Consider the following 24,112-nt stretch of genomic DNA (forward strand, 5'->3'; position numbering starts at 1 on the left):
TAAGCTTACTTACTATACCTCCAAAAAATCTATTGTAAACAGCTGCAACCACCGGTGCAACTTTTTTTATTATGGTGCACAGAAGATATTTCTTTCGCAATTAATTAATTCTGTTATTTATTGCTTACTAGTATAGATTAAATCTAATAGGATTTTGTATATTGTTTATTAGTTAAGAATAATTGTCCTGGCTTAGATTTTGTTAATTTAAAAATTATTGACTTAGTAATATGGACATATTTCTAAGTCAATAATTTATATTTATTTAGTAATATATTTTTGTGAAATTAATATGCAGCATTTATTTTTTATTAAAAAGATAATTAATTAGAAAATAATCAGAAAACTTGAACAGTTAAGTTGTATATAAATGTGGTATCTTTATCATGTCTATAATAGAGTTTAATTCAAATATTCAAATAGTACTGTCATCCTCTCGCCTAATTGACAGTGCTTTTGCTTAAAATAACTTCTATTAATTATTTACTTTTAAGTTGATTTTAGGTAACGATAACAGTATACTTACACCTTTTTAGATAATACTTAATTAACAATAAAACCAAATAATTAATTGTGACAAATAATACATTGATTAAATATTTTTATAATAAAATCTGAAAAGCTAGTCATGACTTTACTTAAATTTTAAGAAAATAAATTGTAATCTAAACTCATTGTTGCTTATCTTAATTATTGTGTTTAACTATTGTCTCTTTAAATCTAATGTTTAACTCTTGTTATTCCAGCGATTGCTGATAACAAAAACCATCCTAATAGATTAACACGAACATCAAAAAGAGTGACATCAAACAGATTAAATAAAATACAACTACAAAAACTTATTAAATAAGTAAATAGCAACAAATGTTCCTGATTTTTCTCTTGTTTATTAGATAACTGAACTAAGTTTTTTACTCCTTGAAATATCACATTTCCCACAATGCCACAAAAAAGTACAGTTCCAGGGATACCAATTTCGGCGAACAACATAAAAAATAAATTATGTGGATGTCCCATCCACACATTCATCTTAGTTTGGTAGACTGGAGTGAAATTCCGTAGTCCCCATCCCAACCAAGGATGTTCTAATATCATTTCTTTAGCAACTTTCCATTGGGTAGTCCGTAAAGCAGTGATATAGCGGTCATCATATAATTCATCTGTCAATCTCGTCCAAAAATAGGGAGGAACTAATTCGCGCATAGTTTCCTGTCCAAAAGGAACCCAGGCAGCCCAAGCAACCATTCCAACAGCAATAACTGTTAGAAAGATAATCCAATACCGACGTAAATAAACGGCAAAAGCCATCACCCCTAATAAGGCTAGTCCCCACACACTGCGAGAATTGGTAAAAATTAATCCTAAGCCATCCATTACGACCGCAAAACTCAAAATAATTAGTTCTACAACTATTTTACGTCTATGCTTATTCTGCCAACGACGATAGATATAAATCCATAATCCCAAGGCTAAGATAAAAGCAATCAAAAGATAAATGGCTAGAATATTAGCATACATTAATAGAGAAGACATTCGGCCATTAGGATTACCATAAGCTAGTAATTGAATTCCAATACTCCTAAAAATCAGGGGACTTTCCCAACCATATCCCAGTTGCATAAACCCTAACGCAGTCAGAAGAATAGACGTTAAAACCACCCACCAAGCAAACTGATACAGTCGATATAAATTATTGAAAAATATAGGGAAAGCAGCGAATATAAGAATTCCCGGTAGAAAATTTGGCAATCCTTGTAAGGCAAGAATAGGTTGAAAGGCAAAAAATGTTGTAATAACTAGCCAAAGACTAAATAATCCTAATATCCAGCTAAACCGAGCAGAAATAATTTGGTAAAAACGTTGCTGCCATAGGCTAAACAAAGCAATTACTAGACCAACACCCCCAATAATTGCAGAAAAAGGGAATAAAAAGACTCCAAACTTGAAAAAACTCTCTACCACTTGAAGCTTATTAGAGCTTGACCGGAGACTTGATAACGAGAATAGAAAAGGCTTCACAATATAAATCAAATATTTGATAATATGTAAAGTATAAATTATAAATATCGACTATTTTTACTTATTTAAGTGGTTTCTAAATATTCAGTCCGAGTAAGGCGAATTTGGGCTAAGGCAAAAATTACTGGAATAATGCGACTGTGATTAGTAGCAATCGTTCGCCATCCTAAATCGGCTAAAAAATAACCCCATAGAACTGGGCCGACAAAAGCAAAAACCCCACGAAATGTTCCATAACTAGCGGCTGTCATCATCATTCCCCGCCTAGCGGTCTTAAGAATAATTTGATTAGCTGCTACTGCTCCTCCTCCAACTACAGCTTGTTTAGCGACTTGATATCGAGCAAAATGAAGGACAAATTGTTGAGCAATATGTTTAAGTAACCAGGGTTTTACTACAGAGTTTACTGCAATCACGCTGCCACTCTTTAATAGAAGACTAAGGTAATTCTTTTGAAAGTTAGCAGAGCAAGGTTTGTTCCAGTTAGGATGAACTAATGATAGCTCTATTTTTTCAGTCAGAGTCTTTTGTTCGCAAAGGGGAAGTTTTTTCCAAGCTTTTCTCACCAGATAAAGAAAGATATCTGCTTCAATATCGGTAGTAGTCATTTGGTTAGAATAAGAAATCTTCAAGTACTGACAAACACGAATTAAAATTTGACGGTAGCTAACTTGATTACTCTTTTTTCTGAGGACAGTGAGACCGTCAGCGCCTAGATAACGAAACCGTTTTTCCACAGTATCTATCCAACTACTCCAGTCTTGACTTTCTACTTCAATCGGATCAGGGGTTTGCCAATAATCAAGGGGATTAAATTTACGACAAAAAAGAATTTCCGTCAGATGACGTAGATCGTCTTCTGTCGCTAATTCTAGTACCGCTCGCAGTTCATCCAATGTTGGGACCTCCATCAAGGGATTTTAAGATTTACTTTATTTTCTTGATTTTATCGATTTCTAGGTTTGCTGTGAGTTAGTGTGTACCACAAATAGTGATGCAAATTGACACACTAAATAACTTTTCAAAAGTTCTCTAAGCTATTTAGGTATTTTAAATCATAAGTCTATGATTGTTGACTAAATGTTCATCGTTATCAGGTATAGGGAAAAGAAGAGTTGACTTGCAAACTTCACGGGAGCAATGGTTAATCATCAAGTCAAATTACATGCTTTTATTTTAAAAAAAATTAGCTGTTCCCCGTTCTACCCAGTTAAATCGCGCTTCATAATCAAAAAATTGTTACCCAATATTTCCAGACCTTAATTTTTAACCTAAAAACATTCCATTTAGCAATAACTTTTCGACAATCATTTTACAAAGATAGAATCCTTTTTCTCATACCATAAGATTAAATATTGGGTGAGTATTCTAAAATGTGATGCTCCCTACACTTTAATGCTTACACATCATTAATGAAATAATTTCACAAGGAACTTGAGGTAAATTAGTTGTCATGAATAGATTATGGTTATAACAAAACCTAGTTTAAAATAACTCAGAAATGTATTTTTTCTTATTTTTTATTTATTAAAATATCTTTCTTGTTCTTGGTTTTTGTGTTGACCTAATATTTAAAATTTTAGTCTATATACTTAATTGTTTGCTTATGATATTTACCTCATTTAATTATATAAATTCATGGTAATAATTTAATTTTATAGTCATTGTAATATAATAGCGTGAGCTATATCCATAAATAAACTGATATCTTAATACTTGTATTGTTAAATCTACACTTCTATTTTGGACTTATTTAAAGTTATCTACCTGGTTATTCATTGTTATGATGCTCAGCAATAATCCATCTAGTTTTTAATAAAACTACTTATACAGATTATTTTATGAGAATCATAGCGGATATTAAGACAATACAACGATTAACGTATATTATATCTCGTGAAACTTTGAGAAGGCTAAATAGGCAACATAAAATAAATTAGCAATAAAAAAATAGATTAATCTAACTTTAATAAATAGATGTATAATTTCTAGAGGCTGGACGAGAAGCTTCAACAATTTTTTTGATTCAAGGGAAAGATTTGAGATTACAATAACCAAGGCGGGATAGATGACTGTGGCTAAACTCTAGGAAGTAATATTTATGGGTGAATTAGAGAAAATACCAGTCGGGATTATTGGAGCTTCAGGATACGGTGGTATACAACTGGTACGAATATTGCTAGAACATCCAAATGTAGATATTGTTTATCTTGGAGGGAGTGGAAGTGTAGGAAAGCCCTATGGGGATCTTTATCCTCATTTAGCCCATTGCGTTAATTTGAGTATAGAACCAATTGATATAGATTTAATAACTTCCCGTTGTAGAGTAGTATTTTTGGGACTTCCAAATGGACTGGCTTGCGAGCTAGTCCCCCAATTATTGAGAAAAGGCTGCAAAGTACTCGATCTTTCTGCAGACTACCGCTTTCGTAATTTAGGAACCTATAGTGCCTGGTACAACAAAGATCGTACTGATCACGAAACTGCAATTCAATCTGTCTATGGACTTCCTGAATTATATCAAGAAGAAATTAAATCTACTTCTTTGGTGGGATGTCCTGGGTGTTATCCTACAGCGAGTTTGATGGCTTTATCCCCCCTTCTAAAACAAGGCTTAATTCTTCCTGAAACCGCCATCATTGATGCTAAGTCAGGAACGTCAGGGGGAGGACGTCAAGCTAAAACCCCTCTCTTGCTGGCAGAAGCAGAGGGATCATTTATGGCGTATGAAGTGGCTAGCCATCGCCATACACCAGAAATAGAACAGATTTGTTCTGATTTAGCAGGTTATGAAGTTAAAGTCCAGTTTACCCCTCATTTACTCCCCATGGTTCGGGGTATTTTAGTAACGGTTTATGCATCTCTGCGAGATCCCGGTTTAGTTAGAGATGATATTCTAACCATTTATAGTGCATTTTACCGTTCTTTTCCCTTTGTAAAAATTCTACCTCATGGTGTTTATCCTCAAACAAAATGGGCTTGGGGAACTAATCTTTGTTATATTGGAGTTGAAACAGATCCCCATACTGATCGCGTCATCGTTATGTCTGCTATTGATAACCTCGTCAAGGGTCAAGCAGGACAAGCAGTACAGTGTTTGAATTTAATGATGGGTTGGGATCAAACTCTAGGATTGCCTCGACTGTGTTTTTACCCCTAAATGAGAAACAAACAATAGCAACAATTGTAATTTCCCATTGATTTAAACTATGTCGATTCATACTCCAGATTAGGTTAAAGATGCTATCTTTTACCGAATTTATCCTGATAGTTTTGCTAGAAAAGTTTTTTCCTATCAACAATGCTTACTAAGTACTTCTCTCGAAAACTAGGATGCCCCTCCGATTTTTCAAGAATATAAAGGGGGAATCTTTGAGGAGTTATCAATAAACTTGATTATTTATAGGATTTAGTTATTACTGCTTTATATTTAAATCCTATTTTTCAATCTGCCAGTAATCATCGTTATCATACACTACTATACGGTTGATCCTCTCTTAGGCGAAAATGAAGCCTTTGAAGAACTCTTAAAAGAGGTTCATAAACGTAACTTTAAAGTTATTCTTGATAGGGTTTTTAATCACGCCAGTTGGGGCTTTTTTTCTTTAACGATATATTCGAAGTAGGATGGTAATCTGCCTGTAAATTACCACTTCTGGAGCAATTATCGCGCCTTTATTAACTATTGCCGGAGGCAATAGTACTATGCTCAGATTATCGATATTACTACTATTTACTTTCCCAGTAACCCCTAATATATTTTATGGGGATAAGATTGGTTTATCTGTAGGTAATAAACCTGACTGTCGGTGAGGCTTTTTAAAAAAAGGGCAATAGGATCAGAAAGTTTCAAAAAGTTTTAAATTGTCGTCGTAAATCAATTAAGTTGCGTCATATTTATGAAGCTTTACTATTTGGAGAAGATAAGACTCTATGTACTAAAAAATAAGTTTACATTTTTGCTCGTATTTTATATGATTAAGTATTAATCATTGGAGTGAATAGTTATACAAAACCCCGATAAGTTTAACTCTCTTTAACTTTAATAACCCATTTAAATCTTCTGAACCAGATTACAGATTGTTCAATCAAAATAAATAAAAATAAAATAAACTTTAGCTTTTGTACAAGAAACCTGCACTATTGACTAAACAGACACAGAAGGACAAATGAGGGAAAAGAGTTGTCCCAGCAGTTAACAAACGATACATATAATAGCTGATTAATCGTTAGGTGTCTGAATCAGGATATATAAAAGGAAATATTTTACATAGAAAAGACCAGTAGGGAAGCAGGGAAGCTCGTGCCGTGTACTTAACCCTATTGGGGGATGTCATGAGGAAAATCGTGATTTGAACCATTGTTGAACTAAGCCCAGTTTTTGAGAATTCCTCTTCTGACGCAATTGATACTCTCCATAAGCGCTATTAAGACGGGCTGTGACATAATGAGCTAGAGGGTGTTGAGTTTGATCAGGATGCCAAAGACGAATTAAACTTTTATAGGTATGCTCAACTTGTAACGAAGTTGGAAAAGGATTAAGATTAAAAACCTTCCACCAAGGGGATGACTCATCAAAGAAAGCATAGTTGAGAGGAAGAGGAGATTCACTTACAATAGGTTGCAACCGTATCCAAGGCATTCCATAAAATACCTGATAAATAGTCTTGAGTTTACTTAACCCTAAACTCTGGGTCGCTTGATGATGCCATTGTCGGAGTCCGTTGATAGTTTCTTGATTCCAGAAAGACTGATCTTCTTTAGCTAAAGACTCGAGGATAAGTTTGGAAGCTTTTTTAGGTTCAGGCAAACGCCATAACCAAAATAATTCTGGGACAGATTCAGTGGCAAGGGGAAAATTTTTCCATTCCCAATAATTAACCCCAGGTTTTGCTAGGCTTTGGCGGTAAAAAGTATACCACCCTTTTTCCCAAATACAGCTCAGAGGAGTCATTAGAGGACTAGCTAAAGGATATGCTTGTCCATGTAAAGAACTTTGGGGAGCATCTTCCAATAAACAAGTCAAAGGAGTCATTAGAGAACTAGCTAAAGGATATGCTTGTCCACGTAAAGAACTTTGGGGAGCATCTTCCAACAAACAAGTTAGTCGTCTAAATTGGAAATTAAGATTTTCAGTCGGGGGCTTAGGCGGAGATAATAGCCAACATATCCCACAGAAAATAAAAATGAAAAGCAACAAACTTTGGAATACATTTCCAATAGAAGTTAAAAAATTCATGATCAGGTAGTTAACAACCTTTAACTCACGTCAATAAAGTGAGTAGAGAATATCCTTAAATATATATCATGTTTAACTTTGGAAAAATATTAAAGATATGATTAAAAAAATTACGAAATATTAACCATAAAGTAAATTGTTATTTCCATTTCTGATAAGAATCTTTAACCTCAATTTTATTAATCATTATTGATGATTCTTCCTTAGACAACTAAAGGTTAAGATCTATAGATATCTTCGATAATAGACCTAAACTTGGTATAGAATGGAATCACTATTTATTTGTATATAAAAAGTCTAATTCATTTACTTTTCAAGCTTATCTTGTAAATAGATAAACTTGAAAAGTAAATGAGTTATTGTCGTCGCTGAGGGTATAAATGATCACACAAAACGAGTCTTTAACTAAAGTATCTACAAGCAGTAGAAAGACTCTAGACTATGATGTCATTGTGATTGGTTCAGGAATTGGAGGATTAGTTGCTGCTACTCAATTAGCAGCCAAGGGAGCAGAAGTACTAGTACTAGAACGGTATTTAATTCCTGGAGGAAGTGCTGGATATTTTGAACGGAAAGGATATCGTTTTGACGTAGGTGCGTCTATGATTTTTGGATTGGGTGAAGAAGGTACAACTAACTTGCTTACACGTGCCCTAGAAGCTGTTGACGTTAGTATAGAAACAATTGAGGATCCTGTACAGATACATTATCATCTACCTCAAGGGTTGGATTTAAAAGTTTATCGAAACTATGATCAATTTATAAAAGAATTAATCACTAAATTTCCGCAAGAAAAAGTGGGAATTCGTCGTTTTTACGATGAATTTTGGAAAATATTTAACTGTCTCAATGCAATAGAATTACTGTCTTTAGAAGAACCTCGCTACTTAACAAAAATCTTTTTTCAAAATCCTAGGGCTTGTTTAGAATTAATTAAATATTTACCGCGTAATGTAGGGGGAATTGCCAAACGCTACATAAGTGATTTTCAACTATTGAACTTCATTGATATGGAATGTTACTGTTGGTCAGTGGTTCGGTCTAATCTCACCCCGATGATTAATGCAGGGATGGTATTTTCTGACCGTCATTATGGAGGGATTAATTATCCCAAAGGGGGAGTCGGACAGATTGCCCAGAAATTAGTAGAAGGGTTTGAAAAAATGGGAGGAAAAGTTCAGTATAAGGCTAGAGTAACCAAAATTTTGCTAAAAAAAGGGGAGGCAATCGGCGTAGAATTAGCCAGTGGACAACAATATTTTGCTAAGCGTATTATTTCTAATGCCACTCGTTGGGATACCTTTGAAAAATTATTAGCCCATGAAGTAATGCCGGCTAAGGAAAAACGATGGAGAAATCGTTATAAAAAATCTCCTAGTTTCTTGAGTTTACATTTAGGAGTTAAGGCTAACTTATTGTCTTCTAAGACTGAATGTCACCATATTTTGTTGGAAAATTGGGACAAGATGGAAGTTGAACAAGGTACGATTTTTGTCTCTATTCCTACGCTTCTTGATCCAAGTTTAGCCCCTCGTGATCGTCATATTATCCACACTTTTACCCCAAGCTGGATTAAAGAGTGGCAAGGACTTTCTACGAGAGAATACAAAAAACAAAAAGAAAGAGCCACTAATAACTTAATTGAAAGGTTAGAAGCGATTTTTCCAGGTTTAACACTAGCCATAGACTACCAAGAAGTGGGGACTCCCCGTACTCATAGACGGTTTTTAGGACGAGATGACGGAACCTATGGACCCATTCCAAAGCAGAAGTTGGCAGGGTTATTGGGAATGCCTTTTAATAAAACGGAGGTTCCTGGACTTTATTGTGTAGGAGACAGCACTTTTCCTGGACAAGGGCTAAATGCAGTTGCCTTTTCGGGATTTGCTTGTAGCCATCATATTGCTGTTGATTTAGATTTGTAATATATTTCTATATTTGGTCATGAGCATGATCAAAGTATGAATGTAATTGAATACAACTGAAAATTTATCAGCAGAGCAGATATTTAATTAAAATGAATGGAGTAAAAATTATTTAAAGTCATCAATTACTCGTTAGTCAATGGCAAACATTGATTTATTACATTAACAATAGAAAATCAAACTATAAAACATTAGCTCTATTATTATTCAACTTATCAAGTAGTAACTATTCTAGTTTGTTATCCTATTTACTAGGAGTACACCTCAAGCCTCTCAAGATATTCTATTATGCTTAAAAATCTTGGATAAACAAACTAACTAAAATACTTAAACTGAGAATAATCACTCGTTTCTTTATGAGGAAGTAATAAAAGAAGTAATTACTATTGAATAGTAATTACTTACAGTTGATTTATTTAAAATAATCTATTGTTATTTATTTATATGATTCGATAAGTTAATTATTAACTGATAATACAAAAATTGCAATAATATATTAAAAATGGTAAGCACTCAATTTAATAAAACAAAAAATAGGAGTTTGATTTTAACTTTATAAATAAACATTAATATTTTATAAAAGTAAGCGATTTAACAACAAACTTAGATATTTATTAAGTATAAAAAATAAGTTTTTATATAGTTTTAAAAAAATAAAAACTATATAAAAGTACTTTAGAATATAATTGATTTACTAAAATCAAACCGATATTTTTGGCATAAATTATTGTTTTTTGGGTAAATGTAAGCTTTTAATCTCTATTTATAGATAAATAGAGATTAAAAGCTTATATTTACATCTACTTTACTAAATTAGAGTGGTCATGTACTAAGAATAAGTAGGATAGTTACTTGATTACATAATTTAAAGAACTTATTGACTAATAGGTGATCTTGAATACAGTATAATTACTGTAGGATTAACAATTTTCGACCACTACTTAATAGCTATCCTCAAGTTTTATGCTTACCCAAAAGGTATTGTCTAAATCACCACGTTGGCAACGATCTAAACTTTCTCCTATAATGCGCCAATGGGAAATTTTTGGAGTTAGTTTTAAATTTTTTCTAGGGTTAGGGTGGGATAAACTAATTAAGAAGAATTCATCTAAACGTAGACACAAACGGGCAAGATGGTTAGTTAAGAATTTGTTAGAATTAGGTCCAACATTTATTAAAATCGGTCAATCTCTTTCTACTCGTGTTGATCTTATTCCTTTTGAATATATTCAAGAATTGAGTCAATTACAAGATCGGGTTCCTCCTTTTAATTCAGATGAAGCAATCAACGTGATAGAAACTGAACTAGGTAAGACAATTGATGAGTTATTTAAGAACTTTGAATCAATCCCTCTAGCCTCAGCCAGTTTAGGACAAGTTCATCGTGCCCAATTATATACAGGGCAAGAAGTTATTGTTAAAGTTCAACGGACTGGATTAGAGAAAATTTTTAATTTAGATTTTGAAGTATTACATCGTTTAATTCGTTTACTTAACCGCTATCTTTCTAATTTTAGACAATATCAGCTTGAAACAATTTACAAAGAGTTTTTTGAGCTTTTATTCCAAGAAATAGATTATATTCATGAAGGCAAAAATGCAGAGAGATTTAAAAAAAATTTTAGACAATACTCGCAAATTAAAGTTCCCAAAGTTTATTGGAGATATACAACTAAAAAAATATTAGTATTAGAATATCTCCCGGGAATTAAAGTAGATAAACCTAACAGTTTAAAGGATAATGGAATTGATTTAGATAGTATCATTCAACTAGGAATCTGTTCCTATTTGAAACAGTTGTTAATTGATGGTTTTTTTCAATCCGATCCTCATCCTGGAAATATGGCTGTAAGTAAAAAAGGGGAGCTAATCTTCTATGATTTTGGCACTATGGCGGAAGTCAAATTGATGGACAAAGAACAAATGAACCAAGCCTTTTTTGCTGTTTTAACAAGAGATACAGATAAAGTTGTCGAAACTCTAGTCTATATGGGGTTAATTGAACCCTTGAAAGATATGAGTCCTATCAAACGAATTGTTGGATTCGTTTTGGAAAATTTTCGAGATAAACCAGTAGATATTAAAGCATTTGAAGCTATTAGTAATGAAGTATATTTAATGTTTAAAAAACAACCCTTTCGGTTGCCTCCTCAAATGACATTTGTTATTAAATCTTTAACAACTCTCGACGGTATTGCTCGCACACTAGATCCTCAATATAATTTGTTAGTAGCAAGCCGACCTTTTGTTAAAAAAATTGCACTAAGTAATCGACAAGGACTAGTTCTTGGTGCCGCAGCTCAACAAACAAGAGCCTTTATCAAAAAAACTTGGCAAAACCCAAATTCAACTAATCGATTAATGAGAAAGCTAGTCCAAAAAATCGATCAAGGAGAACTTCAACTTAGTCTTTATTCTCTAGAAAATAAAAGAAACTTTAAACTTATTAGGTTAGGAATTAAATGCTTGATTTATACGTGTTTAACAGGATTTACTTTGTTACTAACTCTCCTACTAATTACCACAACATATTTTAAATTTGCTATAATCGGTTTTGGATTATCCGGACTATTTAGCTTGTTTTTGTTACATTCTATAATTGTTTTGATGAATCAGGAAAGAAAAAATAATTCCTTTGATAAAAAAAGTTAACCCATCAACTTTTTCTTTTTTTGTTCTTTATATAGAAAAAGAATTATTCATGCCAACTAGAACGCCAGGCAGTCTCGGCCTCCACTTTTGTATATTCCTGCTGTACTTGACGATAACTTTGGTGTATTTTTTTTAACTTTTCTAAAAACTTGCGAATCTCTTTACGTTTTAGACTTAAAGTCGCATTAGCAAAGACAATTTCTGATAGTTGTAACTGAATAGCAGAAAATCTAGTAACTTCTGATTCAGATTCTTCTTCTTTCTCTTTTTTTTCTCGATTAGTCTCTACCAAAAAATTAATAATGTTAGGTGTTCTTCCTGCAGATAATTCTCCTTCTTCAGCTTTGAAAGCCATTTCTAATAACTGAGGAGGCAAATTGGAAGGGATAATTTGAGATTGTTGCAAATAATTATTAGCTTTTTGAGAAAGACTTTCTAAAGTACTATTAATTCTCTGTTCTATTGTTTTACACCAGTTCACCAACTCTGCAGGATTTTCAATTGTTAGAATTTTAGATTCTAAATCTACTTCTGAATTATCTATCTTGTCTGAATTATCTATCTTATCTGAATTATCTATCTTATCTGAATTATCTATCTTGTCTGAATTATCTATCTTATCTGAATTATCTATCTTATCTGAATTATCTATCTTATCTGAATTATCTATCTTATCTGAATTATCTATCTTATCTGAATTATCTATCTTATCTGAATTATCTATCTTATCTGAATTATCTATCTTATCTGAATTATCTATCTTATCTGAATTATCTATCTTATCTGAATTATCTATCTCATCTGAATTATCTTCCAACTCGGATAATTGGTAAACTATTTGCTCTGGAACAGTAGAAGTGGGTTTTAAATAAAATAAAAGTTGGTCTTGAACCCCTTGACCTAATTGACGTAAACTGTTTTGTAACTTCTCTCTTTTACTAAAAGTTAACTTTAAAAATTGTTTAGGATAAATTTGAGTACAAATATGATAACAGGCTAAGATCAATTGTTGTTGAACTGATTGACTTAAAGATTCCAGGTAATCAATATAAAGTCGATTTAATTCAAGTGCAAGTTCCTTGGTTTTATTTTCAATAACTGTCATATCCTGTCGAAGTTGTTGGAGAGATTTAGCCATAATTTAATATCGATTGAGATAACTTTCTAACTAACAGTTTACTTAGTAGATTGATAATTAATATCAAAAAGGCAAAAGTATAGCAATACAGCTCTTTCTTTTGCCTTTGACATAGAATCTATACAAGAAAAAGAGTATCTTTTCTATTCTCTTGTTTGCAGAGAACCGTCGAGATATTCTAGCTTTAGAAGCTTTAGCTTAAAAGGAAACTCCTTCAACTTCAACTTATGACTTAGAATCTATTTGTCCAGTTTGTTCTGCCACTTCTTTTGCAAAATCAGTTTCCACCTTTTCGATCCCTTCTCCAAGAACAAACCGAATAAAACGGCGGACTTGAATATTTTCCCCCAACTTAGAAATGGTTTGTTTAATCAACTCCTCTACATTAATGCTCTGGTCACGAATATAGGGCTGATGCATCAAAGATAATTCTTTAATCCGTTTTTCAATACGTCCTTGAACAATTTTTTCCTTGATATTGTCAGGTTTGTTATTTAAATCATCCCGTCCCATCTCGATTTCTTTTTCCTTAGCAAGGACAGATTCTGGAATATCTTCTCCCTGAATATACTCTACATTGGGGCAAGCCGCAATTTGCATAGCTACATTGCGGACAAGATTTTTAAATTCATCTCGGCGAGCAACAAAGTCAGTTTCGCAGTTGACCTCTACGAGGACACCGATGCGGCCTCCCGTGTGGATATAACTTTCTACCAATCCTTCTGCCGTTTGTCGTCCAGATTTTTTCTCGGCTGATGTGATACCTTTTTGCCGCAGCCATTCTATGGCTTTAGTCATATCAGCTTGACTCTCTAGAAGTGCTTTTTTGCAATCCATCATGCCAGCACCCGTTTTTTCTCGAAGCTCTTTAACCAGTTTTGCTGAGATTTCCGCCATGTTAACTTTTAAGATTAGATTCCACTAAGATTTAGATTGTAGTTGCTGTCTTAGATTCTTAGCAACATCACTTCTAATACACCCTTTTTATCGAATTAATGTTACGATATATTGGATTTCTAGGCTGAACTAGATTCTTCTGAACATCTTTGCTAAATTACCCTATTGGCTCGACTGTTAAGCCTGACTTGTTGATTTACCCTCAGTAGGCGTTACATCACCTATTTTAGAATCCTATCACAAGTTATACTCCACAATCTCCCTTTAATCAAAAGTAAACTTCGTATTGATTGTTTTTATTTAGCTAGAGTGACGGGATATCTAAAATATTAGATATATATCCCATCAAATTAGTCCCAAAAAGGGGTCTATTTACTCCTCTTCGTGAGGTGTTTCAGCCGTGACTTCTTGTGAGTCTACATTTTCGATCTCATCCTTTTCTTCTTCATAATCATCATAGTCCTCGTAATCATCCCCTCCGAAGTGTTCTTCAAACTCCTCGTACTCTTTTTGGGAATCAAGTTCACCATGACGACCTTCATAAATAGCATCAGCTAACTTACCTAGAATTAGCTTAATTGAACGAATAGCATCATCGTTAGCCGGAATAGGAATATCAGCAAAATCAGGATCGCAGTTAGTGTCTAGAAGAGATATAATGGGAATTCCTAGCTTTTGACACTCAGAAATAGCATTATATTCCCGTCGCTGATCGACAACAACAACTATATCGGGTGGCTTACGCATGGTTTTAATCCCACCTAGATATTTATCGAGCTTGCCTAGTTCTCTTCGCAACATTGATCCCTCTTTTTTGGGACGGCGACCTAGATTTCCACTAGCTTCCATAGACTCTAATTCTTTGAGGCGTTCAACTCGGGTCCTTATAGTTTCCCAGTTGGTGAGCATTCCTCCTAACCAACGCTGGTTAACGTAATTTGCTCCACAACGAGAGGCCTCTTGAGCAATAATCCCAGCTGCTTGACGCTTGGTTCCTACAAAAAGAAACCGCTTCCCTTTGCTTGAAGAGATACGTACATATTGGTATGCATTTTCTATTAACTGGGCGGTTTGTACTAAGTCTATAATATGAACCCCATTACGGGCTGTGTAAATATAAGGGTCCATTTTTGGGTTCCAGCGGCGGGTTTGGTGACCGAAGTGAACTCCAGACTCTAGCAATTCTGCAAGGGAAACAACTGACATTTTTAATTTTCTCCTATTCGGGTTTACCCTCCATTCAGGTGTATTTCTCACAAGAAACACCCGAAATCCTGAATGTGCGATATGTGATATTCATTTTGACTATATCACATCATTATATCTAAAACTCTAAGTGCACTCACAAAATTCAATCTTATTCTAGTAGTGTTACAGATTAACAACAAGACTGATTGGGATATCAGTTCGTAGCTGAATTTAATTCACTAAATTTTAAAAATAGCTTCCAATAAATAAAAAATACTAAACAGGTAAATCACTAGAGGTCGATTATACAAAACAGTTTTTTTACTCACGATATAAAGCAAAGTTTAATAATTACTTAACTATTCTACTAATTGTTTTTCTAGCAATTATTTTTTTAATGTCAACATACACGATAGCAAGTATATCTCAAGTTCTCTTGTTTATTTATAAATTAATATCTCTTATTCAAAAAGATGTTAGGATGAGAGATTATCTGTCTAATTGCGAATAGAACTGATGGGAGAAACAATTACCTTATTATCGAAACGGGAAATAGAAAAAATGCGACGGGCTGGACGTTTAGCGGCCCAGTTATTGGATCATTTAGCCCCAATGGTGAGGTCAGGTGTAAGTACCTTATACTTGAATGACGAAGCAGAACGCTGGACCCAATCACACAATGCTACTAGCGCGCCCTTGGGCTATCATGGCTTTCCTAAATCAATTTGCACTAGCATTAACGAAGTTATTTGTCATGGTATTCCTAATGCAAAGCAAATTCTTAAAGATGGAGATATTATCAATATTGATGTTACACTTATCCTTGATGGTTACCATGGCGATACTTCCCGTACTTTTTTTGTCGGAACCCCTTCCTCAAAAGCTCGACAATTGGTAGAGATTACAGAAGAATGTTTAAAAAGAGGTATTGCTGCAGTTGTTCCTGGAGGAAGAATCGGGGATATTGGAGCTGCAATTCAAGAATGCGCTGAGCCCTGCGGTTTTTCGGTGGTCAGGGACTTTGTTGGTCATGGAGTGAGTCATATTTTTCATACGCCTCCTCAAATTCCCCATTTTGGACAACGGGGTAAAGGCAAACGAATCCGTCCAGGAATGGTATTTACTATTGAACCGATGATTAACGAGGGAACCTGGGAAGCAGTAGTCTTAGATGATGGTTGGACAGCAATTACTAAAGATGGTAAGCTCTCAGCTCAATTCGAACATACTCTAGCGGTAACAGAAGCTGGGGCAGAAGTGTTAACTCTACCTGATTAACAGTTTTACTTAGGGTTTTATATCTTATTTAAAATTAGCTAGTTTAAGAAAACAACATCAGAATGATATACAACCAAAAGAATGATATACAACCGAATAAGATTTAAATCTGATGTTAACTATCTATTGCTAACTGTATTCCTTTTATTTTGTTTAGTTTTGGGTGCTATAGACTAGGTTATGCTAGACTGTCGCGGACGTAGACTTAGGTTTTGAGGAGTGGTCCCGTACAAACTAAGGTTATCTGTGTAAATAAACTATTAATTGAGTCGGCAGGAATGAGTTGTTCCTATAGAAATCAGGCTTTAATTTTTTATCGGTTAGTAGTTGAATATAGTAAATGTGGTAAGAACGTTTTCATGCCAGTGTAAGGTATCAGTTCCAATTATCATATGGCATTTTCTCTTATGGTTACTATAAACCTTGAGCAAAAGTTAAATTTTACCTACAATTCTTGGCCTAATCTCCTAATCTCTGTTTTTTTGAACGTTATGCTTTTCAGATATTGCGATTATGGTTAGGAATTTTCCGTCCTAAATTAAGTCATCAAGAAAAGAGCTTCAACTTTATTAGAGGTATTATGAATCTCTGTTTAGAAATAGGGAACCTAGAAACAGTGATCGTTTAAATGGCTAAATTCAGTTATCTGATTCTATTACCATTGCTTATAACAGCAAGGAAATCTATGCTGATTACACTACAGGAAATCGACTGATATAATATCAATCTATTTCCTGGTTAATTATACAAATTACTCTCTAGATTAGATCATAATTAATGCTAATAAGTAAATTTAAAATTCTATCTAAAATCACTCCCTATTTATTTCTATTGCCGGCTGTTTTAGTGTTGGGAATAACTGTCCTCTTTCCAGCATTGCAAGCTTTTATACTAAGTTTTACCCAGTATAATTATGATATTACCCAAGCACCAAAATGGATTGGACTGGAAAATTTTCGACGTTTGACTAGAGATTCTGTTTATTGGAAAACCCTCTACAATACTTTTTTATACTTAATAGTTGTTGTTCCTGTTTTAGTAACTTTTCCTCTAGGATTGGCCATATTGGTTAATAAAAGAATTCGAGGTATTGGTCTATTTCGAGTCGCTTTTTACACTCCTGTCGTCATCTCTATGGTAGTAGCTGGTATTGCGTGGAAGGCCCTTTATCTTTCTGAGGGGTTGCTTAACCAATTTCTCAAAGAATTTGGGTTTTCTGAAAGAATCTCTTGGCTAACAAGTCCCCAGATTGCTATTTTTAGCGTCATGATAGTTACTATCTGGAAGGGATTAGGTTATTATATGGTTATTTATCTGGCTGGACTACAATCGATTCCTAATGAATTATACGAGGCTGCTGCTATCGATGGGTCAGATGGTTTGCGTAAACACTGGGATATAACTATTCCGTTAATGCGTCCTTATGTACTATTGGTTGGAATCATCTCTGCAATAGCAGCGACTAAAGTCTTTGAAGAAATTCATATTATGACTCAAGGAGGACCTAGAAATAGTTCCAAAACTGTTGTTTATTATTTATATGAGAGAGCTTTTCAAGATTTAGAGATTAATTATGCTTGTACCATGGGATTAACCGTATTTTTAGTAATTCTTATTCTTTCTATTATTAATTTAAAATTTTTTCAAAATCCCACTTTGTGAGAATTAATACTTTATCCAAACCTATCAAATATTGACAATTTATTTAAAGCATCTTGGGCTGCGGCTTTAGTAGCTTCCTGTTTTCGGCGACCTTTTCCAGTTCCTAATAGTTGTTCATTAATCTGTACTCCAAAAATAAATTCCTTTGCATGATCAGGTCCTAATTCCTCAATCAAAAAGTATTGAGGAACCTTTTTGTAGTTTGCTAATGACCATTCTTGAAGACGATTCTTAACATCAATAATTTTACTAGAAACCTTTTTTGATTCGGGGATTATTAGAGTATCAATTGCATCTTTAAAGAGTGACTGCACAAACTTCTGTACTGCCTCTATTCCTGCATCGAGGAAATATGCTCCTACTATAGCCTCAAAAGTATCACTTAATAAAGCAGGATTGTTTTGTCCTCCATCTTTGATTGCCCCTTGTCCAAGATACATAAATTTCCCTAAGTCTAAAACCTTTGCAAATCGAGCTAATTGGGGTTCATCAACTAATTTTGAGCGCAAACGAGTCAATTGTGCTTCACTTAATTCTGGATAGTGTCGATACAGTTCTTCACTCACGACAAGTTGTAAGACTGCATCACCTAAAAATTCCAAACGTTCATTATGTTCTTTAACTCCAGGATGTTCGTTGACGTAGGACCTGTGAGTTAACGCGCATTCTAATAACGCTTGATTTTTAAATCTAAGAAATATAGTCATAATTAAATGTTAACTATTAACTAATCATCCTAAGTTTTTAGGAAGTATTCTAAAATCACTCTCAAACTATTAAAATAGATAAACTGCCAAAGAATATAAATAATAAGACTTTTTAAAAGAATTAATGCTCAATTCCTTTTTTTAGAGAATAGTCTCTTTTTTCAGATGAGCAATAATTCTTTAAATTCTTCTTGTAGACTTTTTCTTAAAAAGAAATATCCTGTAAAGTATTATCGGGTTTACACTTCGCAAATTCGTTGGTAGTCCTCTTTGAGTTCTATAAGAGATAATTATGTGTTCTTGAAAACTTCTTCAAAAATCTCCATACGCCCTTCTGCTTGATTTGTGTTTTTGCTAACCAGCTGTGCAATAATTTTATATCCTCTGATTCTAAACTCTAGATTTTCTATGTCTCGAACTACTCAAGTTTCCAATCATGAACAAGCTCTAACTAGCAATTCCCTAGAACTTGCCAAGAAATTAACCGAAAAACTTACTATTACACCAAATAACTGGCATAGTTTTAAAAATAACCGTAAAGCACAAGCTCAGCAACAAATAGCTTCAGCACTAGTTTTTTTACTCAAAGGGAACGAGCAAGAAGCCCTAGACTGTTTAAATCAAGCGGTAGGTTGGTTAAACCGTTCTATTTCTGGTCTTCCTTGTCCAGATCATGAGACTTCAGCTCACATCCGACAGGAAAAATCATCCAAAGATTTAAGGTGATAATAGTTCAGTTGTTTTGTTTAATTACCTGCTTACATAATTTAACTCGAGTTCCATGTTGATCCCAGTAAACTTGATCAAAAATTTCGTGGAGTAGACATAACCCTCGACCGTGTTCTGCTTCTTCTGGTGGTAGATGTTGAGGAGTTAGGTTTTGACAATTGCACCCATGGGAAAATCCTAAACCTTCGTCTGAAATAACCCAAGAATAACCTTCTTCAGTTACCGAAAAGTTCACGACAATTGACTTACTGGGATCCAATTTATTGCCGTGTTTAGCAGCATTAACCAAAGCTTCCTGCAGACCTAATCTAATTTCTGGTCTTAAATAAATCGGGATATTAGTTAATAACAAGTCAAGTACTGGACATAAATAAAGAGTGGATGTAAAGCTCATTGTTGTACAGCTTTTCTTTCTTGGAGGCAGTGAAATAGAGATCACGTGTCTTACCTCAGTTGTTAATTTTTTAAAGGTTTTATCTACTTGAAATTTCTATCTGTATTATAGTTTAGCCCTTTGCTAATTAAGTTCTAGATAGAGAAACTTGATAAATATTAAGTCAAGTTTTTGGAAGTATTTAATTTGCAAATCAGGATGTAATTTATATAAATAATGCTTAAGGATTAGGAAAAATCAACTAACACAAACTTCAGAAAGTATCATTGCTATACTTCTTCTATCGTAATGGTAATTAGCTAAATATTTTCCGGACAATTTTTTAAAAAATAAAAGGTAGTCATTTCTGCAATTAACTCTTGGTTCATGGTTATTTAAAATCAATTGGTTTAATTAAGGTTGCTATATAATGATATTTAATCAAAGATTCAATGGTCTTAGAACTGACAACTATAGAAATGCAGATTGGGACTACTGACCACTATGGAAAAATGGATAAGAAAACTTTCATAGGTTAAAGCTCTCACGGTTATCATAACACACTTAAGAATTGAGTCTTAGCAAGGCTGCACATTCAACATGGACAGTTTGTGGGAAAAAATCACTCGGTTGTGCCCAAATTAGTTCATAGACCTCTTCTTGACATAATCTACGGAGATCTCGTGCTAAAGTTGACGGTTGACAGCTAATATAGACGACATAGGATGGTCGAGTGTTTCTAAGTATTTCAATAACTGATTGATCACAGCCTTTACGGGGAGGATCAAGAATTACAACATCGGGTAAAAATGGAAGTTTGGGTAATAAACTTTCGACAGTTCCCACTAGAAACGAAACATTATTAATTTCATTAAGTTGGGCATTTTTCCGCGCTTGAGTAACTGAATTAGAGTTCACTTCTAAACCGATAACTTTTTGTACCTTTTGAGCTAGAGGCAAAGTAAAAGTACCTATGCCACAATAAGCATCAACTAACTGTTCAGTTCCCGTTAGGTTAAGTTGTTCAATAATTCTGTTGATTAGTATTTCGGCTGCTTCAGTATTAACCTGAAAAAATGTATCGGCTCTTAAGTGTAGTTCTAGCCCTGCAAAAATTTCCCGTAGATAGGAACAACCAGCAATAGTGAGAGTTTCTTGTCCAAAAATAACATTGCCCCTATCAGGATTATAATTCAGGGAAACTCCGACTAAATTAGAATACCTTTTTAACCATATTTGTGCCTGTGCATCAACGTTTTGTAGTTTTTTTTCGGCACTGACCAAAGTCAAAAGAATTTCTCCAGTGTACCGTCCTATTCTTAGAGAAAGATGGCGAAGTCTTCCCTGATGATGTTTTTCATCATAAATAGACCACCCCTGTTCTTGAATATCTTTTTTTACCTCGGCCAGGAGAGGATTGAGACGAGAGTCTTGAATAGGACACTGATTAAGGTTAACAATTTGATGACTATTTTTGCGAAAATAACCTCCCTGGACGTTTCCTGCTGCTGAACGTCCTAGAGTATAGGTAGCTTTATTGCGATAGCCCAGCACTGTTTTCTCTGTCAAAATAGGGGCAACAGGAGGATTTTTAAATTTACCAATACGTTCTAAAGATTCTACGACATGGTTGTGTTTAACGATATGCTGGTAGGTCTCATTGATATGCTGCCATTGACAACCTCCACACTTATCAGCAACGAGACAAGAGGGACGAAGGCGATGTGGAGAAGGAGAAAGAAGTTGCTGTAATTTTCCGTATGCGTATTGCTTTTTGAGGTGAACTAGTCGAACCGAGACGCGATCACCTGTCACCGTGTCAGCGACAAAAATAGCACGCCCTTCAAAGTGTCCAACACCGTCACCACTGTTACTAATATCAGTAATTTCTAACTCAATGAGACTTCCTTGTTGGTAGCCTTGGTTCATAGAATGGAGATGAAACGTTTAACTTTCGCTAAAATTTTGAACAGTCTAATTCTAGCCTGTCCTCTTTCACTTTTGAAAAAAAATATTTAACTTTATCTGAATGAGCGCATTTAGATACAATCGGGTCTTAACTAATTAACCTTATCCTCAAAAGAATGTCTTATCCCCCGAAACTAAAATATGATCGCGGAACCTTGATTCTTCATCCTCCCCCTAGAGGAAAGGCTTGGATCGAATTGGCAACCTGGGATGATCGCATCGGAAAATTCCGTATTCAAGCCATTCACTATCGCCTTTTGGTGGAAACCCTGCAAGCGGACAGAGTTCATTTTATTGATGAAGCGAAAGCCTTTATTTCGTTAGAATTAAATCCTAATTTTCAACGAACTCCCTATCCCCATCAACTTGAAGCTCTTGCTGCTTGGAAACAACATAACCGTCAAGGGGTAGTTGTTCTTCCCACAGCAGCAGGAAAGACTTATCTAGCTCAACTAGCCTTGGAGTCTACTCCTAAAACCGCTTTGATTTTGGTTCCTACCTTGGATTTAATGCACCAATGGTATGTTAAGATTATTGGCGCATTTCCTAATGTAGAGGTAGGTTTATTAGGGGGGGGGTCGCGCGATCGTACTCCTATTTTAATCGCTACTTATAATAGTGCTGCCATTCACGCGGAAACTCTGGGAAATCAATATGCTTTTCTAATTTTTGATGAATGTCATCATTTACCGACAGATTTTTTTCGAGTCATTGCCGAATACACTATTGCTCCCTACCGGCTAGGATTGACAGCAACACTAGAAAGGGCTGATGGTAGTCATCGGGATTTGGAAACTCTTATCGGTCCTACTGTTTACTATAAGAAAGTAAAAGATCTCGCAGGAGAGACCTTAGCGCAACATCAAATTGTTCAAATTAAGGTTAAACTATCTGAATTAGAGCAAGAGAGATATGAGCAAGCAATCATCACTCGTAACGAATTTTTAAAGAGGTCGAATATTTCTTTGGGAAGCTTAAATGGTTGGCACTCGTTTGTTAAAATAAGTGCTAGATCTTCTTCAGGAAGACGGGCGATGTTGGCTCATAGGAAGTCCAAAGAAATTGCAGCAGGAACTGATGGGAAGTTAAGAGTACTAACGGACTTAATTTGTCAACATTCTGAAGAATCTATTCTTATTTTTACTAATGATAATGCCACCGTTTATCGCATTTCCCAAAAATTTTTAATTCCCGCCATTACTCATCAGACTCCTGTAAAAGAACGTTACGATATTTTGAATCGATTCCGAGAAGGAATTTACACAACTTTGGTCACTTCTCATGTTCTTAATGAAGGGGTAGATGTTCCCGGGGTTAATATTGCAATTATTCTATCGGGAACAGGTTCTACACGGGAGTATATCCAGAGATTAGGTCGAATTTTACGAAAAGGAACTAGTAAAAAGAAAAATACATTAGCTATTTTGTATGAGGTTGTAGCTGATGAAACAAGTGAAGAAAGAACGTCTCAACGACGACGAGGAGAAAATTAATATATATCCGAACTAACTGAATAAAGTCTCCGACCAATCCTAAAAGTTAGAATTACCCCAATAGTCACCCCTATAATTACATCTCCAACAAGTGCCATGAAGTGATGTAATATAAACTACATCTTGACGGTAATTTCCTCTGATTGAACGAATTAATTTAAATAACTTTTTTTCGTAACGTGTAAAATTTTAAGGAGCTAGGCGGTCAATCTCCCAAGTTTTATTGTCACGTAAACTATAGCAAAAGCGATCATGCAATCGATTAGGTCTACCCTGCCAAAACTCAAAATAATGAGGAACAATTCTATAGCCACCCCAAAATGAAGGGATAGGAATTTCTCCTTGATCGAACTTACGTTGCATTTCATTAAATTTAATTTCTAAAAGCTGTCTTGAAGAGATAATAGAACTCTGGGGAGAAGACCAAGCACCTAGTTGACTTCCTCTTGGTCTAGTAACAAAGTATTTAAGAGATTCTGCAGTTGAAACTTTAAGGGCTTTTCCTTTTATTTTGACCTGACGTTCTAGAGGAAGCCAAAGAAACAAAAGAGCAACGGAGGAATTTATTTCTATCTGTTTAGCCTTATTGCTTTTATAATTTGTAAAAAAAACAAAGCCTTGAAGATCAAAGTATTTTAAAAGAACGGTTCTTAATGAGGGTTCTCCTTTAGCCGAAGCAGTTGCCAAACTCATAGCGTTTGGTTCAGGCAGGTCAGCCTTAACAGCTTGTTTAAACCAGATCTCAAATTGTTTGAATGGTTCAGTCTCAAGGTTTTCACGAGATAAACCGTTATGGGTGTATTCTTCTCTTAAGGATCCAATGTCCATTAATCTTTGAAAATGC

At 34.5% G+C, this 24,112-nt stretch carries 17 protein-coding genes and 1 pseudogene; 8 read left to right on the plus strand and 10 right to left on the minus strand.

Features of this window, described 5'->3' with window-relative positions:
* Nucleotides 1–720: 720 nt before the first annotated feature.
* Together OXU93_RS07525 and OXU93_RS07530 are read right to left on the minus strand one after the other, a co-directional pair.
* Nucleotides 721–1,962: an O-antigen ligase family protein gene (locus tag OXU93_RS07525; RefSeq protein ID WP_267383589.1), complete on the minus strand. Its 1,242-nt coding sequence runs from the start codon at nucleotides 1,960–1,962 to the stop codon at nucleotides 721–723.
* A gap of 122 nt (nucleotides 1,963–2,084) precedes the next feature.
* Complete coding sequence (locus OXU93_RS07530; RefSeq protein ID WP_267384849.1) at nucleotides 2,085–2,915, minus strand: YaaW family protein; 831 nt, start codon at nucleotides 2,913–2,915, stop codon at nucleotides 2,085–2,087.
* Nucleotides 2,916–4,120: 1,205 nt separating this feature from the next.
* Between OXU93_RS07530 and argC the strand changes: the two genes are divergently transcribed.
* Nucleotides 4,121–5,179 carry an N-acetyl-gamma-glutamyl-phosphate reductase gene (gene argC, locus OXU93_RS07535; RefSeq protein WP_267383590.1) on the plus strand — a complete coding sequence of 353 codons (1,059 nt, stop codon included), beginning with the start codon at nucleotides 4,121–4,123 and terminating at the stop codon, nucleotides 5,177–5,179.
* A gap of 310 nt (nucleotides 5,180–5,489) precedes the next feature.
* Nucleotides 5,490–5,645 (plus strand): alpha-amylase family glycosyl hydrolase, encoded by a 156-nt coding sequence (locus OXU93_RS07540; RefSeq protein ID WP_267384850.1) that lies wholly within the window; start codon nucleotides 5,490–5,492, stop codon nucleotides 5,643–5,645.
* Nucleotides 5,646–6,352: 707 nt separating this feature from the next.
* Here OXU93_RS07540 and OXU93_RS07545 read toward each other — a convergent pair.
* Nucleotides 6,353–7,258, minus strand: coding sequence for a J domain-containing protein (locus OXU93_RS07545; RefSeq protein ID WP_267383591.1), 906 nt, complete (start codon nucleotides 7,256–7,258; stop codon nucleotides 6,353–6,355).
* Between the two features lie 380 nt (nucleotides 7,259–7,638).
* Here OXU93_RS07545 and crtH point away from each other — a divergent pair, with 380 nt between their 5' ends.
* Together crtH and OXU93_RS07555 are read left to right on the plus strand one after the other, a co-directional pair.
* Entirely contained in the window at nucleotides 7,639–9,183 is a 1,545-nt protein-coding gene (gene crtH, locus OXU93_RS07550; protein ID WP_267383592.1) for a carotenoid isomerase, read from the plus strand.
* Between the two features lie 963 nt (nucleotides 9,184–10,146).
* On the plus strand, nucleotides 10,147–11,835 hold the full coding sequence (locus OXU93_RS07555; RefSeq protein ID WP_267383593.1) for an ABC1 kinase family protein: 1,689 nt from the start codon (nucleotides 10,147–10,149) through the stop codon (nucleotides 11,833–11,835).
* A gap of 43 nt (nucleotides 11,836–11,878) precedes the next feature.
* On the opposite strand, the gene OXU93_RS07560 is transcribed toward OXU93_RS07555, so the two are convergent.
* The 3 genes from OXU93_RS07560 to rpsB form a co-directional block, all read right to left on the minus strand.
* On the minus strand, nucleotides 11,879–12,973 hold the full coding sequence (locus tag OXU93_RS07560; RefSeq protein ID WP_267383594.1) for a hypothetical protein: 1,095 nt from the start codon (nucleotides 12,971–12,973) through the stop codon (nucleotides 11,879–11,881).
* A 225-nt stretch (nucleotides 12,974–13,198) separates the two neighbouring features.
* A complete protein-coding gene (gene tsf / locus OXU93_RS07565) occupies nucleotides 13,199–13,870 on the minus strand; it encodes a translation elongation factor Ts (RefSeq protein WP_267383595.1) in 672 nt (223 codons plus the stop codon).
* Between the two features lie 372 nt (nucleotides 13,871–14,242).
* Nucleotides 14,243–15,076, minus strand: coding sequence for a 30S ribosomal protein S2 (gene rpsB / locus OXU93_RS07570; protein WP_267383596.1), 834 nt, complete (start codon nucleotides 15,074–15,076; stop codon nucleotides 14,243–14,245).
* A gap of 498 nt (nucleotides 15,077–15,574) precedes the next feature.
* On the opposite strand from rpsB, the gene map reads away from it, so the two are divergent.
* Nucleotides 15,575–16,336 (plus strand): type I methionyl aminopeptidase, encoded by a 762-nt coding sequence (gene map / locus OXU93_RS07575; protein ID WP_267384851.1) that lies wholly within the window; start codon nucleotides 15,575–15,577, stop codon nucleotides 16,334–16,336.
* 777 nt (nucleotides 16,337–17,113) lie between these two features.
* Nucleotides 17,114–17,998, plus strand: coding sequence for a carbohydrate ABC transporter permease (locus OXU93_RS07580; RefSeq protein ID WP_267383597.1), 885 nt, complete (start codon nucleotides 17,114–17,116; stop codon nucleotides 17,996–17,998).
* Between the two features lie 11 nt (nucleotides 17,999–18,009).
* On the opposite strand, the gene rnc is transcribed toward OXU93_RS07580, so the two are convergent.
* Complete coding sequence (rnc, locus tag OXU93_RS07585; protein WP_267383598.1) at nucleotides 18,010–18,705, minus strand: ribonuclease III; 696 nt, start codon at nucleotides 18,703–18,705, stop codon at nucleotides 18,010–18,012.
* 408 nt (nucleotides 18,706–19,113) lie between these two features.
* Between rnc and OXU93_RS07590 the strand changes: the two genes are divergently transcribed.
* Nucleotides 19,114–19,431, plus strand: coding sequence for a DUF6439 family protein (locus tag OXU93_RS07590; RefSeq protein WP_267383599.1), 318 nt, complete (start codon nucleotides 19,114–19,116; stop codon nucleotides 19,429–19,431).
* A gap of 7 nt (nucleotides 19,432–19,438) precedes the next feature.
* Here OXU93_RS07590 and OXU93_RS07595 read toward each other — a convergent pair whose 3' ends face one another.
* Together OXU93_RS07595 and rlmD are read right to left on the minus strand one after the other, a co-directional pair.
* Nucleotides 19,439–19,873, minus strand: coding sequence for an ATP-binding protein (locus OXU93_RS07595; RefSeq protein WP_267383600.1), 435 nt, complete (start codon nucleotides 19,871–19,873; stop codon nucleotides 19,439–19,441).
* 498 nt (nucleotides 19,874–20,371) lie between these two features.
* Entirely contained in the window at nucleotides 20,372–21,736 is a 1,365-nt protein-coding gene (gene rlmD / locus OXU93_RS07600) for a 23S rRNA (uracil(1939)-C(5))-methyltransferase RlmD (RefSeq protein WP_267383601.1), read from the minus strand.
* Between the two features lie 155 nt (nucleotides 21,737–21,891).
* Between rlmD and OXU93_RS07605 the strand changes: the two are divergent.
* Nucleotides 21,892–23,262: pseudogene (locus OXU93_RS07605) on the plus strand (DEAD/DEAH box helicase); the annotation flags it as partial.
* A 195-nt stretch (nucleotides 23,263–23,457) separates the two neighbouring features.
* Here OXU93_RS07605 and pdxH read toward each other — a convergent pair.
* Nucleotides 23,458–24,096 (minus strand): pyridoxamine 5'-phosphate oxidase, encoded by a 639-nt coding sequence (pdxH, locus tag OXU93_RS07610; protein WP_267383602.1) that lies wholly within the window; start codon nucleotides 24,094–24,096, stop codon nucleotides 23,458–23,460.
* Nucleotides 24,097–24,112 lie beyond the last annotated feature (16 nt).

This window comes from Cyanobacterium sp. uoEpiScrs1, from assembly GCF_947331815.1.
Lineage (GTDB): Bacteria > Cyanobacteriota > Cyanobacteriia > Cyanobacteriales > Microcystaceae > Rippkaea.

Excerpts from the sequence above, each read along its gene's own strand:
- argC (WP_267383590.1), top strand. The coding sequence starts at position 4,121 with ATGGGTGAATTAGAGAAAATACCAGTCGGGATTATTGGAGCTTCAGGA.
- OXU93_RS07545 (WP_267383591.1), bottom strand. The coding sequence starts at position 7,258 with ATGAATTTTTTAACTTCTATTGGAAATGTATTCCAAAGTTTGTTGCTT.
- crtH (WP_267383592.1), top strand. The coding sequence starts at position 7,639 with ATGATCACACAAAACGAGTCTTTAACTAAAGTATCTACAAGCAGTAGA.
- OXU93_RS07555 (WP_267383593.1), top strand. The coding sequence starts at position 10,147 with ATGCTTACCCAAAAGGTATTGTCTAAATCACCACGTTGGCAACGATCT.
- OXU93_RS07560 (WP_267383594.1), bottom strand. The coding sequence starts at position 12,973 with ATGGCTAAATCTCTCCAACAACTTCGACAGGATATGACAGTTATTGAA.
- tsf (WP_267383595.1), bottom strand. The coding sequence starts at position 13,870 with ATGGCGGAAATCTCAGCAAAACTGGTTAAAGAGCTTCGAGAAAAAACG.
- rpsB (WP_267383596.1), bottom strand. The coding sequence starts at position 15,076 with ATGTCAGTTGTTTCCCTTGCAGAATTGCTAGAGTCTGGAGTTCACTTC.
- map (WP_267384851.1), top strand. The coding sequence starts at position 15,575 with ATGGGAGAAACAATTACCTTATTATCGAAACGGGAAATAGAAAAAATG.
- OXU93_RS07580 (WP_267383597.1), top strand. The coding sequence starts at position 17,114 with ATGCTAATAAGTAAATTTAAAATTCTATCTAAAATCACTCCCTATTTA.
- rnc (WP_267383598.1), bottom strand. The coding sequence starts at position 18,705 with ATGACTATATTTCTTAGATTTAAAAATCAAGCGTTATTAGAATGCGCG.
- OXU93_RS07590 (WP_267383599.1), top strand. The coding sequence starts at position 19,114 with ATGTCTCGAACTACTCAAGTTTCCAATCATGAACAAGCTCTAACTAGC.
- rlmD (WP_267383601.1), bottom strand. The coding sequence starts at position 21,736 with ATGAACCAAGGCTACCAACAAGGAAGTCTCATTGAGTTAGAAATTACT.
- pdxH (WP_267383602.1), bottom strand. The coding sequence starts at position 24,096 with ATGGACATTGGATCCTTAAGAGAAGAATACACCCATAACGGTTTATCT.